At 59.4% G+C, this 18553-nt stretch carries 9 protein-coding genes, 1 pseudogene and 1 CRISPR repeat array; of the genes and pseudogenes, 6 read left to right on the top strand and 4 right to left on the bottom strand.

What is annotated here, in order from left to right; translation table 11 throughout:
- Positions 1-238 precede the first annotated feature (238 nt).
- The 6 genes and pseudogenes from cas1f to cas6f all read left to right on the top strand — a co-directional run bounded on the left by cas1f (position 239) and on the right by cas6f (position 8342).
- Positions 239-1215 (top strand): annotated as a pseudogene (gene cas1f, locus V7747_RS18595) (type I-F CRISPR-associated endonuclease Cas1f).
- On the top strand, positions 1212-4445 hold the full coding sequence (cas3f, locus tag V7747_RS01070) for a type I-F CRISPR-associated helicase Cas3f (protein ID WP_335614211.1): 3234 nt from the start codon (positions 1212-1214) through the stop codon (positions 4443-4445). Before cas1f ends, cas3f begins: the two are co-directional and overlap by 4 nt.
- 20 nt (positions 4446-4465) lie before the next feature.
- Positions 4466-5773, top strand: coding sequence for a type I-F CRISPR-associated protein Csy1 (gene csy1 / locus V7747_RS01065; protein ID WP_335614210.1), 1308 nt, complete (start codon positions 4466-4468; stop codon positions 5771-5773).
- On the top strand, positions 5766-6737 hold the full coding sequence (gene csy2, locus V7747_RS01060) for a type I-F CRISPR-associated protein Csy2 (RefSeq protein ID WP_335614209.1): 972 nt from the start codon (positions 5766-5768) through the stop codon (positions 6735-6737). Before csy1 ends, csy2 begins: the two co-directional genes overlap by 8 nt.
- 12 nt (positions 6738-6749) lie before the next feature.
- Positions 6750-7781, top strand: coding sequence for a type I-F CRISPR-associated protein Csy3 (gene csy3 / locus V7747_RS01055; RefSeq protein ID WP_335614208.1), 1032 nt, complete (start codon positions 6750-6752; stop codon positions 7779-7781).
- A gap of 3 nt (positions 7782-7784) precedes the next feature.
- Positions 7785-8342, top strand: coding sequence for a type I-F CRISPR-associated endoribonuclease Cas6/Csy4 (gene cas6f / locus V7747_RS01050; RefSeq protein ID WP_335614207.1), 558 nt, complete (start codon positions 7785-7787; stop codon positions 8340-8342).
- Between the two features lie 129 nt (positions 8343-8471).
- Positions 8472-10419: a CRISPR direct-repeat array (repeat unit 28 nt; unit sequence CTTCACTGCCGCACAGGCAGCTCAGAAA).
- Positions 10420-10472: 53 nt separating this feature from the next.
- On the opposite strand, the gene V7747_RS01045 is transcribed toward cas6f, so the two are convergent.
- The 4 genes from V7747_RS01045 to V7747_RS01030 form a co-directional block, all read right to left on the bottom strand.
- Positions 10473-12413: a PAS domain S-box protein gene (locus V7747_RS01045; protein ID WP_442909164.1), complete on the bottom strand. Its 1941-nt coding sequence runs from the start codon at positions 12411-12413 to the stop codon at positions 10473-10475.
- Positions 12414-12674: 261 nt separating this feature from the next.
- Positions 12675-14666 carry a carboxylesterase/lipase family protein gene (locus V7747_RS01040; protein WP_335614206.1) on the bottom strand — a complete coding sequence of 664 codons (1992 nt, stop codon included), beginning with the start codon at positions 14664-14666 and terminating at the stop codon, positions 12675-12677.
- Between the two features lie 598 nt (positions 14667-15264).
- The gene (locus V7747_RS01035) at positions 15265-17667 is read right to left on the bottom strand and encodes a penicillin acylase family protein (protein ID WP_335614205.1); all 2403 of its coding nucleotides are present in this window, start codon (positions 17665-17667) and stop codon (positions 15265-15267) included.
- A 107-nt stretch (positions 17668-17774) separates the two neighbouring features.
- The gene (locus tag V7747_RS01030; protein WP_335614204.1) at positions 17775-18542 is read right to left on the bottom strand and encodes a helix-turn-helix transcriptional regulator; all 768 of its coding nucleotides are present in this window, start codon (positions 18540-18542) and stop codon (positions 17775-17777) included.
- Between the last annotated feature and the right edge of the window lie 11 nt (positions 18543-18553).

Raw genomic sequence — 18553 nt, 5'->3', positions numbered from 1 at the left:
TTTTGCGCGGTTTTTTGAGTTGCTTCGGCAAGCGCTATCTGTGGGCTAGGCCGTTTATCCGAGTGGTAGAATTCGATTTGATATCGGTTGATAGATGGCTCACATCACTCAGTATCATTTTCCCGTGATAGGCTGTGATCAGCCGTTAAGAAACAATGCACGGCTTCGTTTGGTCCGCTACGCTCAAGTCAGTTGCTGGGGTACTAAAAAGAAACGTGCATAGGGATGATGCGCCGTCATGGATGATTTTTCTCCGTCTGATCTGAAGACTATCCTGCATTCCAAACGCGCCAATATTTATTACCTGCAGCATTGTCGCGTGCTGGTAAAAGGCGGCCGTGTCGAGTACGTGACTGACGAGGGTAAGCAGTCGCTGTACTGGAATATTCCAATTGCCAACACCACAACGGTGCTGCTCGGTACAGGCACCTCTATCACTCAGGCGGCGATGCGTGAGCTGGCCAAAGCGGGCGTGTTGGTCGGGTTCTGCGGGGGCGGCGGCACTCCTTTGTTCAGCGCCAACGAGGTAGACGTGGAGGTGGCCTGGCTCTCGCCACAGAGTGAATATCGGCCTACCAGTACCTGCAGGCCTGGGTGCGGTTCTGGTTTGACGATGCGCAGCGCCTGGCAGCAGCCAAGTTCTTTCAACAGCTGCGGTTGCAGCGCATTGAGCGAACCTGGTTGAACAATAGAGCTTTTGAAGAGGCCGGCTTCAAGGTGCCTGCCGAACGGCTCAAACATCTGCTCAAGGAAGCTGCTGCCCGCAACGAGGAGGCCGGTGATAACACCATGCTGTTGACCGAAGAGGCGCGACTGACGAAAGCACTGTTCAAGCTGGCGGTAGATACGACAGGTTATGGCGACTTCACTCGTGCCAAGCGTGGCTCGGGTGGCGACCCCGCTAACCGTTTTCTCGATCACGGCAATTATCTGGCCTATGGCTTGGCTGCTACCGCAACGTGGGTGCTGGGTGTGCCCCATGGTTTGTCAGTGCTGCACGGCAAGACGCGTCGTGGCGGACTGGTGTTTGATGTGGCCGATCTAGTGAAGGATGCGAGCATTCTTCCACAGGCATTTATCTCCGCCATGCGGGGTGATGACGAGCAGGAGTTTCGTCAAGCCTGCATCGAGAGTCTGACCCGCAGTGAATCCCTCGATTTTATGATCGACTCGATCAAGGCGGTCGCGGACGCCTTGGGAGTAGCCGGCCAATGAATGTGTTGCTGGTTTCCCAGTGCAGCAAGCGCGCCTTGACCGAGACGCGCCGTATTCTGGATCAGTTTGCTGAGCGCCGGGGCGAGCGCACTTGGCAGACGCCCATCACTCTGGCGGGTTTGCAGACGCTGCATAAGCTACTGCGCAAAACCGCGCGCAAGAACACGGCGGTTGCCTGCCACTGGATTCGCGGCAAGGACCATAGCGAGCTGCTTTGGATTGTAGGCGACGCTCGGCAGTTCAACAGCCATGGCGCTACGCCAACCAATATGACCCATCGCGACGTGTTGCGCGCCGCTGATGAAGACGATTGGCACAGCGCAGAAGATATTCGTTTGCTGGTCTGCATCGCCGCGTTATTCCACGACTTTGGCAAGGCAGTGCTGGCGTTTCAGAACAAGTTGCGTAACAACCTGGCGATTGCCGACCCCTACCGCCATGAGTGGATATCCCTGCGTTTATTTGAGGCCTTTGTTGCTGGACAGAGCGACGATGAGTGGCTACAGCGGCTTGCTGTTGTCGATGGCAAGGCAACCAAGGCCTGCCTCAAACTGCTGAAGTGTGACGGATTGGAGGTGCATCGCGGCCCTTTCGCCGGTTTACCGCCACTCGCCAAAGCCATCGGTTGGTTGATTGTCAGCCACCACCGTATGCCTGCTTCAGGGGACCCGTTCAACTACAACCACATCAAGGTCTTGCCTGATGCCATCGCCAAGAGCTGGTGCGGTGAGCGGACCGGCGTAAGCACCGCAGACTTAAAAAAATGCTGGAATCTCAAGGCCGGCCTGCCGTTCGACAGTCGCCACTGGTGCGACCATGCGCGCAAGTTGGCCGGCCAGATGCTGAGACGCGCCGGGTTGCTGGGCGTCGATTGGTGTGGCAACGCCTATGCTATGCACTGCGCGAGGCTGACCTTGATGCTGGCCGATCATTACTATTCGGGCCAGCCCAGTCATGCGCGCTACGGTGATGCGGACTTTGCCCTTTATGCCAACACGGACCGGCAAACGCATGCGCTCAAACAGCGGCTGGACGAGCACCTGATTGGGGTGGAAGTGAATGCCAGCCGCATTCTGCGTAGCCTGCCGCAGCTGACCGAAAGCCTGCCCAGCATTGCGCGCCACAAGGGGTTTCGCCAACGCAGTGCCGATAGGCGCTTCGCTTGGCAAGACAAAGCCTTTGACCTGGCAGAGGGGCTGCAGCGCAAAAGTGCGGAGCAGGGTTTTTTCGGCGTCAACATGGCGTCCACGGGCTGCGGCAAGACGCTGGCGAACGGGCGCATTATGTATGCGCTTGCCAATCCCGTACGGGGTGCCCGTTTCAGTATCGCGCTGGGACTACGCACTTTGACATTGCAGACCGGGCAGGCCTATCGGGAACGCTTAGGGCTGGGCGATCAGGACCTGGCTGTCATGGTGGGTGGCGCGGCGGTGCGTGAGCTGTACGAACACAAGCTTAGAAATGGCTCTGAATCGGCCGCACCGCTGCTGCCTGAGTGGCAGCATGTGCACTTTGAAGGCAGTTTAGTGGATGGGCCCCTAAGTCGCTGGTTGGCGGAAAGCCCGGCAACCCAGCGGCTGCTGCACGCCCCTGTGCTGGCCTGCACTATTGACCACCTGATGCCAGCGACTGAAGGCGTACGTGGCGGGCGGCAGATCGCGCCGATGTTGCGGCTAATGACGTCTGATCTGGTGTTGGATGAGCCAGATGATTTTGGGTTGGAAGACCTTCCGGCGCTGACGCGGCTGGTAAATTGGGCCGGCATGCTCGGCAGCAGGGTGTTGCTCTCGTCAGCCACGTTGCCACCGGCCCTGATTCAAGGGTTGTTTGATGCTTATCTGGCTGGCAGACGGCACTTTCAGGACAATCGCGGACAGCCCGGCCGGCCGCTCTCCGTGTGCTGCGCCTGGTTTGATGAGTTTGCCCCGATGGCCGGTGAGCATCCCGACGCGGCTAGCTTTTTATCGCAGCATCAGGACTTTGTAGCCCAGCGTCTGCGCAAGCTGGAGGGTAAACAGACCGACGATGACCGTCGTAAGGCACTTATCACGCCGCTCCATATTCATCAGGGGTTGCCGGAAGCGGAGCTTTATAGTGCCTTTGCCTCCCATCTGCGTCAGCAGGTTAGCGAGCTGCACAGGGCGCATGCTCTGACTGATCCGCTGAGCGGCAAGCGGCTAAGTATCGGCCTGATACGCATGGCCAATATTCAGCCGCTGGTTAGCGTCGCGCAGGCAATCTGCGCTCTGCCGTCAGTGGCGGACAGCCGCCTGCATCTATGCGTCTACCACTCACAACACCCGCTGCTGATCCGCTCGGCCATCGAAGGGCAGTTGGACGCGATGCTGGCCCGGCATAGCCCGGATACCTGGTGGCAATCCGAGCCGGTCAGGTCGCTGCTGGATGGGCACACCGAGGGCAATCAGGTGCTGGTGGTCTTGGCGACGCCTGTTGCTGAGGTGGGTCGGGATCATGATTATGACTGGGGCATCGTCGAGCCATCTTCCATGCGTTCAATCATTCAGCTGGCCGGGCGTATACGCCGCCATCGTCCTGGCACCGTCGCCTCGCCGAACCTTCATCTGCTGGATACCAATCTTAAGCATTTGCGCAGCGGCTTGGCCGTTGAAGCATTTTGCCGCCCCGGATTTGAAAGCCGCGAGTTTCGTTTGCGTAGTCATCTGCTGAGTGAGCTGCTCAGTGATGCGCAGTGGCAGCACATCGACGCGCGCGCCCGTATTCAGCAGCGAGAGAATGCAGATCCCAGTGGCAATCTGGTCGACCTGGAACATGAGGTTACTCGGCAATGGGTGCAGGGAGCCGCGGAAGGCTCCCCGCTCAAAGTGGTGCCAGCCAGCCTGTGGTGGCGCACCGCAGCCCCACTTACTTCGGTGCTACAGCGGCAACAGCCTTTCCGTTTTGACCCCAAAGGACGTCAGCGTTATGTGCTCCTGCCCGACGACGAGCGGCCGGTGTTGCATAGGCTGGATAGGGACGGGCAGTTGGTGGCGGTAGACAACCTGAAGACCGATATCAGCCTTGAGCTGGCGCAAGGTGTTAGTGCCTGGGGTGTGACAGATTACTTGGCAGAACTGGAACGGCTAGCTGAGCAATTGGACATGTTTCCAGAGCAGGCAGCTCGTCGTTATGGCTGGCTAGACTTGCCAGCGAAGGGGTGTGAGAACGGATGGACCTGTAACCCGGTACTGGGCTTTAACCGACGTATTTAGCAACGCAGGGAGTGATGTGCATGGAAGAGGCGAGTAGCACCGTCAGCGTGCCGGACGTAAGGCGAGCGATAGGGGAGTTTATCCAAACCCGCCTGCAAGCCAAGCTCGACAAACTCAAGGCTGATCAACGCGACGAACGTGAGCGATTGCAGGCTGCGCATGAGCCAGAGGTCTGGTTGGCGGAAGCTGCGCGGCGGGTGGGGCAGATTCAGCAGGTTACCCACGCGATCAAGTACATTCACCCCGATGCCAGAGGTACCAACCTTTATAGCGCTGGCAATTCGCAGGCGGGTGACGCTTTTGTGGGCACTCATGTGTTGGGAGAGGCGCTGGCGCCGGATGTGGTGGGTAACGCCGCCGCGCTGGATGTATACAAGTTTCTTCGAGTTGAGGTGGCTGGCCACACTTTGTTGGCATTGGCGCTGGAGCAGCATCCGTCGCTGCGCGAGGCATTGTCTGCAGATGCCAGCAAGGCTGACGAATGGATGGGGGCCTTTGCCGGGCTGGTTGAAGCCAAGGGCAAACCGACCTCGCACACGCTGGCCAAGCAGCTTTATTGGCCCCTAGCGGATGGTCAATACCATTTGTTGCTGCCGTTGTTTCCCAGCTCACTGGTTAACGCAGTATGGACAGAAGTGCGGGAGTATCGCTTTTCAGATCAGGCCAAGGCTGCCCGTGAGGCCGCGCGTAACAAGGCCGCACACCCCCACGGTTATCACGAATATCCCAATGTGGCGGTACAGAAGTTTGGCGGTACCAAGCCGCAGAATATTAGCCAGCTGAACAGTGAGCGCTACGGCGAGAATCATCTTCTGCCGTCGGTGCCGCCATCCTGGCGGTCACCCGAGGTAAGGCCGCCGCTGCAGGCCGAGAGCATTTTTGTTCGGGGCTTTGCCAGCCAGCGCTCGGTGCGGGAGGCCATGGATAACTTGCGCAGTTATCTGCAGCGCGTCAAAAACGTCAATAACAAAGCGGTTCGCGAGGGGCGCGCACGGCGTGTGCAGGCGGTGTTTGATGCGCTGCTGCAATACGCGGCGCAGCTGTGGAGCTTGCCGCCGGGCTGGTCGGCTGAGCCGGACTGCCGCCTGAGCGTGGAAGAGCAATGCTGGCTGGACCCGCAGCGCAGCCTGCTGGATGAGGAGTTTGCCGTGCGTTATCAGCAGACGGATTGGCAAGATCATATAACTCGCCGTTTTGCCAACTGGTTTAATGCTCGCCTGTTCGATGCGGGCAATGGGTTGTCGGTCGGTGAGAACGAGGCCCTGGAATGGCGTCGTCTGCTGGACCGGGAGCTGACTATGCTGCACAGGGAGTTGCGCCATGACTGAGATCAATAGCTTGTTGGTATTGCCGCGTTTGCAGGTACAGGCAGCTAACGCTGTGTCGGGGCCGCTGACCTGGGGCTTTCCGGCGCCGACGGCGTTCACCGGCTTTGCCCATGCACTTGAGCGTAGGTTGATAGCTGAGCTGCCCGGCGGTTTTGCTGGCGTGGGCATCATCTGTCACCGGTTTGAACCGCAGGTGTACCGCGCAGCGGGTAATTACACGTATGCATTCTGCCTGACGCGTAATCCAGTCGATAAGGACGGTGCCACTGCGTCGCTGGTTGAGGAAGGAAAAGCGCATCTTGAGGTTACCCTGGTTATCGCTCTGGCCGACTGGATCCCAGAGGATGACCGTTCCGCCGTGCTGGCGCGTATAAACCGAGCGGTACTGTCGATGCGACTGGCCGGCGGTAGTCTGCTGCCGCAGCGGCCCGGTCCGCGTTTTGCGCCCCGGCTGGAGGAGTGGCCATCAGCCGAGACTGATCGCCATGAGCTGTTCAGGCGCTTGCGCCGCTACTGGTTGCCTGGTTTTGCACTCGCATTGCGCGAGGATCGGTTGACGCAAGCTCTGCACCAGCTGCGTGAAGTCCAGCCCCAAGCTACGGCGCTGGACGCACTGCTGGATCTGTCGCGCCTGAATGTGGAACCCAGCGCCGAGCCAGAGCCAAATGGCACTACCGAATGGCAAATCCGCCGCCGCGAAGGCTGGCTGGTGCCTTTGCCTATTGGCTATGCAGGCCTGTCCGAGCTGCACGCGCCCGGCAAAGTGCTCAACAGCCGGGATACAGAAACGCCCGTCCGCTTTGTAGAAAGCCTGTACAGCATGGGTGAGTGGGTCAGCCCACACCGCCTTACCTGTCTTGAACAACTGTTGTGGCATCACGATGCCGACCCGCAAAGCGGAATCTATCGCTGTACCAATCGCTACACCGACTATCTGACCGATGCCGCCGAAGGCATAGCATAAGGAGCATGTGACATGGCCAAGAGTGAACTCAAAACCGCATCCGTACTGGCATTTGAACGTAAGCTGGACCCGTCCGACGCCCTGTTTAGCGCGGGCCGCTGGGATGATCGCGACAACGGCGCCCAGTGGCCGGCCGTCAGCGTGCGCGAGAAGTCCGTACGCGGCACCATTTCCAATCGTTTAAAGGCAAACGCCCAAGACCCGGCCAAGCTGGATGCGCAGATTCAATCGCCCAACCTGCAGACGGTCGATGTTGCCACCTTGCCGGCAGACTCGGACACTCTGCGCGCACGTTTCACCCTGCGGGTGCTGGGCGGCGCAGGCACGCCCTCCGCCTGTAATAACGCGGATTATCAGGCGGCGTTGCTGGCGGTAGTGAATGGCTACAGCCAGTCTCACGGTTTCAGCGAGTTGTCCAAACGCTTTGCCTGCAATATCGCCAATGGGCGCTTTCTCTGGCGCAACCGCGTGGGAGCGGAAGCTGTTGAGGTGCGGGTAAGTCATCTGGAGCAGGGCAAGGCGGTAACCAGCTGGACATTCAGCGCGCACGACTTTTCGCTACGTGATTTTGGTGGTAACGACAGCAAGGATTTGGCTGCAATGTCTGCAGTCATTGAGGCGGGGCTGGCCTCGCCAGATGGTTACGCACTGCTGGACGTGCAAGCCTATGCACGCATGGGCGATGCGCAGGAAGTCTACCCATCACAGGAGCTGATCCTTGACAGGGGCAAGGGCAAAAGTAAGACCCTGTATGTAATCGATAATGTAGCTGGTATGCACAGCCAGAAGGTGGGCAATGCCCTGCGCACAATAGACACCTGGTATCCGGCAGAAGAAGGCAGCATCGGGCCTATTGCCGTTGAGCCCTATGGCTCGGTTACCTCGGAGGGGCGTGCTTACCGCCAGCCGAAACAGAAGGCCGACTTTTACAACCTGCTGGATAGCTGGGTACTCAAAGGGCAGGTGCCAGGGGAGGGGGATCAGCATTATGTGATGGCTACCCTGATTCGCGGCGGGGTGTTTGGCGCATCGGACAAGGATTGAGTCATGGACCATTACCTGGATATACGGCTGTTGCCCGACCCGGAGTTTCCAGCGCCTATCCTTATGAACGCCCTGTTTGCCAAACTGCATCGTGCACTGGTTGCCCAGCGTACGACGGATATTGGTATCAGCTTCCCAGGTGCGGCGCCATCGCACCTCGGAGACGTCATGCGGTTGCATGGCTCCGCCGTGCGGCTGGATACGCATATGGCCCAACAGTGGTTGCAAGGGATGCGCGACCACCTGGATATCGGGGTTATTTCATCCGTTCCTGACGCCGCCGGGCACTGCCAAGTACGTCGCGTTCAGAGTAAATCCAGCGCTGAGCGGTTGCGTCGACGCTATTTGAAGCGTCATCCGGATGTCGACGAGGAGGCGGTGGTGCATCAGATCCCCGATGAAGCAGAGCGTCGCCTGGCGTTGCCCTACCTGCGAATAAAGAGCAGCAGCTCTGATCAGCAGTTTCTGCTGTTTATTCAGCAACGCCCGGTAGCTCAGCAACAGCCGGGTGACTTCAATAGCTACGGCCTCAGCAGCACGGCTACCGTGCCCTGGTTCTGACCCTTTTTTCGAGGCGCTCAGAAACTCTTTATAAATCAATAGCTTGGCGATTTCACCCGGAAAAGGGAGAAACGCTAAGTTATTGGTGATGCTCTTTAAAAATCAGTATCTTATATGCGAGTATCGCTACTTCACTGCCGCACAGGCAGCTCAGAAAACTGGTGGCCGCCTCTGCACGCAGAGCAGTGACTTCACTGCCGCACAGGCAGCTCAGAAAATCTGCAGATCACTGGTACTGCCGGGGAAAGCCTTCACTGCCGCACAGGCAGCTCAGAAAGCAGAGATACAGTGCCTCCGCCTGTAAAACCCCTTCACTGCCGCACAGGCAGCTCAGAAAGCCTCGATTGCCAGCGTTGCGTCACCGGCGGCCTTCACTGCCGCACAGGCAGCTCAGAAAACAATACTTCGGCACAGCCGGCGCTTAATATTCTTCACTGCCGCACAGGCAGCTCAGAAAATCACATTGGCGCATAGCGGCTTCGACCAGATCTTCACTGCCGCACAGGCAGCTCAGAAACGTGGTCAGGCCCAGTAGGTCACGCAGCTGGACTTCACTGCCGCACAGGCAGCTCAGAAATAATGGCGCGGCATTTGATGAAAGTCAGGGTACTTCACTGCCGCACAGGCAGCTCAGAAACTCAGCATCCTATAGGGCGCTGAGGGGTGGTCCTTCACTGCCGCACAGGCAGCTCAGAAATCGACAATGCCCTGGCTCACGCGCTGCGCCTGCTTCACTGCCGCACAGGCAGCTCAGAAAGGAATTCATCGGGTATACGGTTATCCCTGACACTTCACTGCCGCACAGGCAGCTCAGAAAAAAACTTAACGGGACAATCCCTGAGATTGCCGCTTCACTGCCGCACAGGCAGCTCAGAAATTGGATGTCATTCAGCACAGAATCAAGCTTGGCTTCACTGCCGCACAGGCAGCTCAGAAATGCCCGAGAACGACGTCACGCGCACCAAGGCTCTTCACTGCCGCACAGGCAGCTCAGAAAATGCCGTTGTAAGTCCAGCGCGTTTGAAGATACTTCACTGCCGCACAGGCAGCTCAGAAAAGCGGTCGGTCGAGCCGGGCGAACAAAGGAAACTTCACTGCCGCACAGGCAGCTCAGAAATACACACCCACCGGGACTTTCGAGGAGCGCGCCTTCACTGCCGCACAGGCAGCTCAGAAATGCGCAACCAGGGCAAGTTCTTTGCCGAAGTGCTTCACTGCCGCACAGGCAGCTCAGAAAATTTGCCTGAGTCGATATCAAACAGCGTCAGGCTTCACTGCCGCACAGGCAGCTCAGAAAGACTGGCCGGTGTGGGTAGAGCAAGCCCAGCACTTCACTGCCGCACAGGCAGCTCAGAAAATGAAGGCGAAGGCTCGCCAGCAGAGAGACGCCTTCACTGCCGCACAGGCAGCTCAGAAAATGCTTCCGAGAAATCCTCATCGGCAAACAGTCTTCACTGCCGCACAGGCAGCTCAGAAAAACACCGCTATTGCCTCTGGCCAGGTTCCTGTCTTCACTGCCGCACAGGCAGCTCAGAAAAGAATGGAAGCGGGAAACATTTAAAGGCACGCCTTCACTGCCGCACAGGCAGCTCAGAAAGGTATAGCGTCATATGCCCGATACGCCTCAACCTTCACTGCCGCACAGGCAGCTCAGAAATATGGGATGGCGCGCACCCTGATAGCTTTCCGCTTCACTGCCGCACAGGCAGCTCAGAAAACAGTGCCCCGCGTCCTGTACTCATGGCCCCACTTCACTGCCGCACAGGCAGCTCAGAAAATGTCTCGCCACACCGGCTTCGACCAGCGCGACTTCACTGCCGCACAGGCAGCTCAGAAAAAGCGCGAACGAAAGGGCTGGAAGAGGGATTCCTTCACTGCCGCACAGGCAGCTCAGAAATGCGAGGGTAAGCGCTACATCCAGGTGAATAACTTCACTGCCGCACAGGCAGCTCAGAAAACTGGCATCGATTGGTTATTCATAGTTGACCTCTTCACTGCCGCACAGGCAGCTCAGAAATCCCAAGATGGCCGCCGACACGCGCGCCGTGTCTTCACTGCCGCACAGGCAGCTCAGAAGATGAGGAAGGCGTCGGTCTGCAGAGGGTGCCGCTTCACTTCTTCACAGTCTGCTTAGAAGTCTGAAAGCTCCATCGCCCGCCCAATCGCCAACGCCAATCCCCGCTCATCAAACGGCTTGGCCAGGGTCGGTAGTGCGCGTGCTGGCTGGTCGGTGATTTCGGCGTAGCCGGAGGCGAGGATGACGGGTAGGTTGGGGTGGCTGATGGCGAGGTGCTCGGCCAGTTCGCTGCCGGTCATGCGGGGCATGGCGTGGTCGGTGATGATCAGGTCCACTGCGATGCGTTCGAGCATGTCTAGCGCTTGCTGCGCTGAGTGGGCGCGGATGGGGCGGTGGCCGAGCTCTTCCAGCAGGGCGCAGGTGTTGATCAGCACCAGTTCATTATCGTCCACCGCCAGTATGCGGAGCCCTTGGATGGCCGGCTGAGCGGGTTGCGACTGCGTTGCGGCGCTGCTGATTGGCGTGCTGTCGGCGTCGGCGACGGGTAACCACAGCTGCACTGTGGTGCCGCTGCCGGGGATGCTCTGCAACTTCAGTTTGCCACCCAGCTGCTCGACGATGCCGTGCACCATGGATAAGCCAAGGCCGGTACCTTTGCCCACGCCTTTGGTAGTAAAGAAGGGGTCGATGGCTTTTTCCAGGGTGTCGGCATCCATGCCTTCGCCGGAGTCGGCGACTTCCATCAGCAGGTAGTGGTCGGCGGTGGCGCTGCCCGGAGGGGTTTCGGTGAGCGGCGCGGGGCGCGCGGAAATCACGATCTTGCCGCCCTCGGGCATGGCGTCTCGGGCATTGAGGACCAGGTTGAGGAGGGCGGTTTCCAATTGGTGGGCGTCAGCTTTGATGCGCGGCAAACCGAGCTCGAAGTGGGTATCGATGGCGATTTTGGCACCGATTGATTGCTTGATCAGGCTGTGCATACCGAGCACCAGTTCCGGCAGGGCCACAGCTTCGAGCTTGAGCGTCTGCTGGCGTGAAAAGGCGAGCATGCGTCGGGTCATGGCAGCCCCGCGCTCACCGGCCTGGGCGGCGTTGTTGATCAGCTCCAGCAGCGGTGAGTCGGGAAGGCGTTTACGGAGCAGGTCGAGGCTGATGAGAATGACGGTGAGCAGGTTGTTGAAGTCATGCGCTACGCCGCCGGTAAGCCTGCCGACCGCTTCCATCTTCTGTGCTTGAAAGAGTGCTTCGCGGGTTTTGTCGAGGGCCTTCTGGGTTTCGTAGCGCTCGGTGACATCGCGGGTGACCTTGGCAAACCCCGTCAGGTGGCCGTGCTCGTCGCGGATGGCGTCAAGCACCACGTGGGCCATAAAGCGGGTGCCGTCCTTGCGTACGCGCCAGCCTTCCTCTTCCAGCCGACCTTCGCGGGCGGCCAGCGCCAGATTGGTGGTGGGGCGGTTGGCGGCCTGGTCTTCATCGGTATAGAAGCGCGAGAAGTGCTGGCCGATGATTTCCTCCGGTTCGTAACCCTTGATACGCCGCGCGCCGGCGTTCCAGTTGGTAACAAGGCCGTCGGCGCTGAGCAGGTAGATGGCATAGTCAGTCACGCCTTGAATCAGTAGACGTAACTGCTGTTCGCTCTGGCGCAGGGATTCTTCGGCGGCGCGTTTCTCGGTCAGGTCACGGGTGACCTTGGCAAAACCGATCAGCTCTCCGCTGCTGGTGCGGATGGGGTCGATGATCACATGCGCCCAGAAGCGTGTGCCGTCTTTGCGTACCCGCCAACCTTCAGTTTCATAGCGGCCCTGCTCCGCGGCGTTCTTCAGCCCGCGCTCGGGCAGCCCGGCCTCACGATCTGCCGGGGTATAAAACTGCGTAAAATTCGCGCCGACAATTTCGTCGGTGGTGTAGCCCTTGAAGCGTTGGGCGCCGGCGTTCCAGCTGACGACGGTACCGTCCGGCGCCAGCATGTAAATGGCGTAGTCGATAATGGCATCGACCAGCAGGCGGTAGCGTTCTTCGGCTTGCAGCGCGCGGCCGCTGGCATCTTGGGGGCTCATGGACGTCCAGATTCAGATGAAAAGTAATAAGGCGGCCGGTGAGTCGTGCTGCTCAGCGGATCCGGTTGCCTGCAAAGGGGCTGGGGATATTTAGCGCGATGGCGCTGCCGATGGCAACTGTTTGCTGGCGCAGTGCGCCGCGCTTGGGCTGCGCAGAAGCACGGCTCTGCTTCGGGCAGGAGAAAAAAAGACCGGCACCGGATGGCAGGTGCCGGCTTGGCGGTAATCCAGCCCAGGTGGCTGGTCTGGATGATCACCTGATCAAGGGAAAAAGCTCATGAAATCATCCTGCGCCTGCATGTCGTAATTCATCAGCAGGAACTCCTCGCCTGCGTTGCTGTAGGCCGGCCAAGTGATCTCCGCCGTGCTGGGATCGCCGGTTTTGGCAAACTGCGCCCACAACGCCATGCTGTCGTCCGCTATCGATTCGTCGACGGGGCCCCAGCCTGGCAGGTTGTCGGCGTAATTGCCGGCGTTGGCATTGGGCAGACCGGTCAAACCAAGCACGTAATGGTTGTAGTAGGTGTCCGGATAGCCGAAGACGGAGGTCAACTCGATGCTGTGGTAGGCGCCCACGCCGCGATTGGCCCAGTTCTCGGGTACGTGATCATAGACGTAGGCGAACACGTCCGACTCGTGCTTGTCTTGCAGGAAGGACAGGTACCACTGCATGCCGCGAATGACCCACTCGGCGTCATTGCGGGGTGTACCCAGAATGATCGGCACGTCATTGTGAAAGCCGTTCTCGCGGATATCGGTTTTGACGTACCAGTTGTCGACGTTGGGTTTGAAGAAGTCTACGCCATAGGCGCTCGCCACACTGGCCAGCTCAAACCAGGGCACCTCACGCATGGCGGCGATGACGTCAGGCTCATCCTGCAGGCCCAGGCGCTCTGTCAATGAGATGCCGCCTTGCTCTTCGATGGCCAGAGGGTTGTAAATCGGGCGAATTTCATCGTCTGGCGGTGGCGCTGCGCTCATGATAACCGCCCGATGGAACAGCCCCTCTGCCAAAGGCGAATTCAGCAGCGAGATGACCTTCATGCCGCCGCCCGACTGGCCAAAGAGGGTGACGTTATCCGGATCGCCGCCAAATTCGCTGATGTTGTCACGCACCCACTCCAACGCCGCTATCTGGTCCAGCTGTGAATAATTGCCGGAAGACTGGTGCTCCGATTCAGCGGTCAACTTGGGATGCGCCATGTAACCGAAAGCGCCAAGGCGATGGTTTACCGTGACCACGATGACACCCTGGCTGGGCAGGGCCGTATGATTATAGGAAAGGCTGTTGGAGGTAAGGATGGCGTAACCACCGCCGTGCAGCCAGACCATAACGGGTAGTTTTTCACCGTCGTAACCCTTGGGCACTACAACGTTCAGGTACAGGCAATCTTCGCTCATGCTGCCTTTGCCGAAGGCTTCCAGATAGGAAGGCTGCGCGCATTGGTCAGCCCAGGCGGTGGCTTCTCGCACGCCGTCCCAAGGCTCGGGCGCGACTGGCGGTTTCCAGCGGAGCTCGCCCACCGGCGGTTTGGCGTAGGGAATGCCATACCAAGCCCAGCCGTCGTCGTCCGGTGAGAAACCGGCCACATCGCCACTTTGCGTGCTGACAACCTTGCGTTCACTCAGGGTGTTCTCCAGGTGCGCACGGGCATCGCCTGCGCTACGCAGCTTGCGTGGCCGCGGGTCGCTTTCGGTGAATACCGCTGGCTCTGCCGCGTTAAGCTCCGCCAGTAGCGACTGAACGGGCAGGCTGCTGGCGAAGCTGGCGGGGTCCTGATCAAAAACGAGGGCGCTGGCCCAGACCGACACGGCCTCGGCAATGGCCGCAGAAATCTGGATACCATTGTTGAGATTGCGGTCTGCGTCCAGGCTTTGCAGCAGCACCAACCGGTTGGTGACCCTGTTATCGGTCAGCGTGGCGCTCTCAACCAGGTCAAGCGGGCTTAGCTGTGCGGCCGCCAGGGTGCTGCCCAGTTCCAGCTGGCCAAGTTTGAAGCTCACTTGTTCGCCATCCTGATACTGAAAGGTGCCATCAGCCCCGGTCACACCCTGCTGGGTCTCGGTCTGGTAGCGCAGGCCCGCTACCGGGCTGTCGGTAAAGACGCCGGTACGGGTTGCGGGTGTCTGGTTATTGTCATCGTTGCCATCGCCGTCATTACAGCCACTGATACCAGCGAGCATCAGGGCGCCCAGGGCGATGAGCGGGAGGGCTTTGCGCGGCGCTGCCAATGTGCCTTTGCGCTGTTTCATATTCCACCTTTTGTTATTTGGATGAGCGGTGTGGCCCTGCGGTTTCAGGTATCCGCCTGCCTGTCGGCGGCGTTGGATGCGCTCGACGTCGGTCAGGGCTGAGTCGGCTTTCTGAAGTCGGTTGGGCAGTGCTTAGGATTTACCGTTAAGGCAATCGCCAAACAGAATATGGTCTGTCTGGTCGGCTCGCCAAGGCGCCAGGGCGGCTGCGCCGGGCTTTTACGGACAAGTGCGATAGCCTCGATGAGGAGGCATTTTTTTAAATTGACCCTTGGGTCACATTGGGGTTGGGCATTCCCGGTAGCGAGTTTGCGGACAGAAAAAATACGTATACAGTCGTATACTTTAGTGTCTTGTTCAGGGCTTCTGGTTCGGGCTGGGGTGGTTAAACAAACCAAGATTCAATCGGGTGATTGAGACATAAATGCAATTTGTTTTTATGTAAAATCGTTTGGCATAAAGCTGTATTCATGTGGCTTATAGATGGGTTTTCTGCGCGGTCAAGGCCAAGCATTGCAGGTTTAAATGGCGAGAGCACTTTGCGTGCGAAAAAAAGCCCCGGGTCAATTCAGCGCCCGGGGCTTTTTTCAGCGGTTGGTTATTGGCTGATTTCGGTCTTGGAGACCCGCTCAGCTTCAATCTGCTCGCGGGTGAACGGGAAGCGGTGCCATTGCTTCTGCGAGTAGGCTTCGGTGTAGTCCTTGTAATTCGGGCTGGCCGGATCGCTGGACTGTGAGTGCGAGAGCAAGGTGTAGGCGTTGACCGGCTCACCCTCGGGGAATTCCACCACGTGCATGTAGCTGTTGCGCAGCACCGTGAAGTAGCCCTCTGAGCCTTCGCCACCATATTGCGGAATCTGCTCGCCGGGCTTGAGGTAGAACTGCACCTCACCCAGGCTTGCATCCAGCGCTACGCCGTCGGTCTGCAGCTGGGCGATGGCTTCGCTGAAGGATTGTTGCACCAAGTTCTGCACGCTGGCATCGGTGCTCAACCCGCGCGGGGTATTGATCGGATCGTTGGCGTCGAACGGCACCGCATACGGATTGACGGCAGGTTGGTCATCAAGCTTGGTCTGCAGGGTTTCCCAGAACGCGGTCCACACATGCGCGCCAACGGCGTCCAGGTTGCCGGTGTTGTCCCAGGCGCTCAATATCTGGCAGGCCTGCAACTCGGCACCGGTCGGTTCAGGATCACAGACCGTCGCCAGTACCGGAGCCTTGAACTGCTCGGCGCTGTAGTTGCGGCTGTTGAGGGTGATTTCGCGGATGTTCTCACTGGTGGCCTGGAAGCCGTTAAGCCCATCGGTGCCGGTCAGACGCTCGCGCACCAGGGTATGGCCCATGCGGGTACGCAGGCTCTGGGCGTAGTCTTCACGGCCGATGATGCCGGCGTAACCGGTCAGCGGCTGCTCGGGATTGCTCAGCCAGTAGCTGTCGTTCATGTTGGCGACATAGTCTTTGCTCAACAGACTGGGCAGCTTGCCGGGTCCGAAGGTGCCGGGTTGCACTGAATCGGCATCCGTCTTCCAGTCACAGGCAGCGCGGCTGCCATCAAGCAGCGGCAATCCGGGTACAAGACCCAGTACTGCCTGGCCCAAGCCGGGGACCAGACAACCGGCAAGCATGCTGTCAGGTACGTTGGGCACGACGGTAATGTCCGAGTACAGGGCGCGGTCGTCATCACGGCCGATGGCGGTGGTGTTCACCCAGGGGATGCCGACGTACTCCTTGGCCTTGGCGTAGAAATCGTCCAGCGATTCGGCCTTGTCGAAGGCGAAGAAGTTCTGAAAGGCGCGGGTATTCTCCAGGTTGGCATCACGCAGCGTGTAAGCCGCACCGTTGCTCCAGCCGGGCAGGCCGAGGCCGGCGAGGTTGATCATTGGTCCGTATTCGGAGCTGTACAGGGTGCGGGTGACGTCACTGAGGTTGGTGTCGTCGCCCATCACCTGCACGGTAATTTCGTGTGCAGTGAGGGGCTTGTCGACGCCGTCTTTCACGTAGGTGGTGGGATCGCCGGCCTTGAGCTGCAGCTGATACAGAGTGAAGCGGCGGGCGGTAGACACCGTATGTGCCCAGGCGATGTTGTCGTTGAACCCCATCAGCACCATGGGCGCGCCCATGATTGAGGCGCCGGAGACGTCCAGCTTGCCCGGCACCGTCATGTGCAGTTGATAGAAGCGGTCGACGCCCAGCAAATACCAGTGGGGATTGGCGAACAGCAGGCTGCGGCCGGTTTCGGTACTGTCGCCGCCGAAGGCGAAGGTGTTACTGCCGATGCCCTCCTCACGGCCCACGGCAGCGCGGTCGGCGTTGAGTGCCTGGCTTTGCGCCACCGCTGGTGTGCTGAGCGCGCGGGCAGCCGCTGCCGGTGCCGGTGGTTGCGCACTGGTGATTTCGGTGACCCAGTTGGCGCTGCTGGCTGCAAGATTGAGAGCAATCAGACGGCGTAGCACGTCGTCCTCGTCGATGGTCTGCAGCCACTCGGCGTTGCGGCAGTCGGCGTGACGGCCCGCATGTTCCCCGCCCTGAATTTCCTCCACATAGCGGCTGTAACCGGCAGCAAAGCCGCGAGTCAGCTCCATCAGATCCTCGGGCTGGTCTTGCTTGAAGGCATCTACCGCGGCCTGATCAGTGAGCAGGCGGAAGAAGAAGTCGGCTTCCAGATTGGGCGGGGTGCCGAAAGTGCCCATGGTGGCGGCAGCGGCAGTGGGGCCAAAGTAGCGTGAGCGTTCGCCATTGAAAGTGACAAAGGCGTCTGCCAGCACACAGAGGTTGTCTTCGGCAATGGCATAGCCGTGACCGTAGCCCGCACCGCCCATGTCGTCTGCGGTAATGTGCGGAATGCCAAAAGTGGTGCGTTCGATGGTGGCTTTGTAACTGGTTTGGGCGGGCGTATCGTCGTCGCTGCCGCCACCGCCTCCGATCTTGCAGGCGCTGAGTGTCAGGGCGATGGTCAACAGACTCAGCTGGGTGAGCCCCCGGCGCTGAAGTAGCAGGTGCATGGTTGGTTCCTCTTATTGTTGTACTGCCACCCATTTGGGTGATCAGCAGGCAGCATAGGCCAACAATGCGAATGGGAATTGAACGTAGCTGCTACCCGTGCACTTTTTTAGAGCATATGCACTTGCATGTTTTTGATGATGAACGACGGGGTCAGGCCGAAAAATTGTTTGATGGTCCGGGTCAGGTGCGCCGAGTCTGAGAAGCCGGCGTCGTAGGCCACCGCGCTCAAGGCTTCGCCCTGCGCAATCAGCTGCACGGCGCGGCGCATGCGGGACCAGAGAATGTAGCTTTTGATGGGAATGCCCAACTTGGCAGAAAACAGGTGCGACAGCCGGTCGGCGGACAGACCAACGTCACTGGCCAGCTCAGCCACCGAGCTGGTCAGCGGCAGCTCTTTCTTCACTTTCTGGGCCACGTGCATGGCGCGCATATCGAGGTTGATGGTGACCGGCCGATAGCCGCTGATGGCACGCGGCAGGGTGGTGGTGAGCCGGAATAGCGCGGCGCTGTCCAATTGACCGCAGCCCAGTCGCTGCATGACCGTGGCGTCAATCGCGCCCGGTTGCAGAATCACCGCGCGTACCTGATGCTCACCCAGAAAATGGCTGAGCGCGTGGTGCTCGTAGCTTTGCGGGTCAAAGTTGATCGACAGCAGGCGAGTCTGGCTGGCATCCAGCGAGCGGGCGCGATGTCGGGCAATCAGCGCGGCCTGATAGCGCTGCTGTTGGCCATGGGTATCGCCGAGCACGAAGCCCGGCTCGTCCAGGGCAATCAGCAGGGTGACGGTGTGGCGTTGGGTGATCTCGGACACCATGCCCGGGGTAACGTAAATAAAGCGGTCGTCCCAGACGTACAAGTGGTTACGGAAATGCATTGATCCGTTAC

Origin of the sequence: Halopseudomonas sp. (assembly GCF_036960865.1) — a bacterium.
Taxonomy (GTDB): domain Bacteria; phylum Pseudomonadota; class Gammaproteobacteria; order Pseudomonadales; family Pseudomonadaceae; genus Halopseudomonas.
Note: the sequence above shows the minus strand (reverse complement) of the source record. Positions and strands in the feature narration are given on the sequence as shown.

Coding starts and splice junctions, on each gene's coding strand:
- cas3f (WP_335614211.1), top strand. CDS start 1,212: ATGAATGTGTTGCTGGTTTCCCAGTGCAGCAAGCGCGCCTTGACCGAG.
- csy1 (WP_335614210.1), top strand. CDS start 4,466: ATGGAAGAGGCGAGTAGCACCGTCAGCGTGCCGGACGTAAGGCGAGCG.
- csy2 (WP_335614209.1), top strand. CDS start 5,766: ATGACTGAGATCAATAGCTTGTTGGTATTGCCGCGTTTGCAGGTACAG.
- csy3 (WP_335614208.1), top strand. CDS start 6,750: ATGGCCAAGAGTGAACTCAAAACCGCATCCGTACTGGCATTTGAACGT.
- cas6f (WP_335614207.1), top strand. CDS start 7,785: ATGGACCATTACCTGGATATACGGCTGTTGCCCGACCCGGAGTTTCCA.
- V7747_RS01045 (WP_442909164.1), bottom strand. CDS start 12,413: ATGAGCCCCCAAGATGCCAGCGGCCGCGCGCTGCAAGCCGAAGAACGC.
- V7747_RS01040 (WP_335614206.1), bottom strand. CDS start 14,666: ATGAAACAGCGCAAAGGCACATTGGCAGCGCCGCGCAAAGCCCTCCCG.
- V7747_RS01035 (WP_335614205.1), bottom strand. CDS start 17,667: ATGCACCTGCTACTTCAGCGCCGGGGGCTCACCCAGCTGAGTCTGTTG.
- V7747_RS01030 (WP_335614204.1), bottom strand. CDS start 18,542: ATGCATTTCCGTAACCACTTGTACGTCTGGGACGACCGCTTTATTTAC.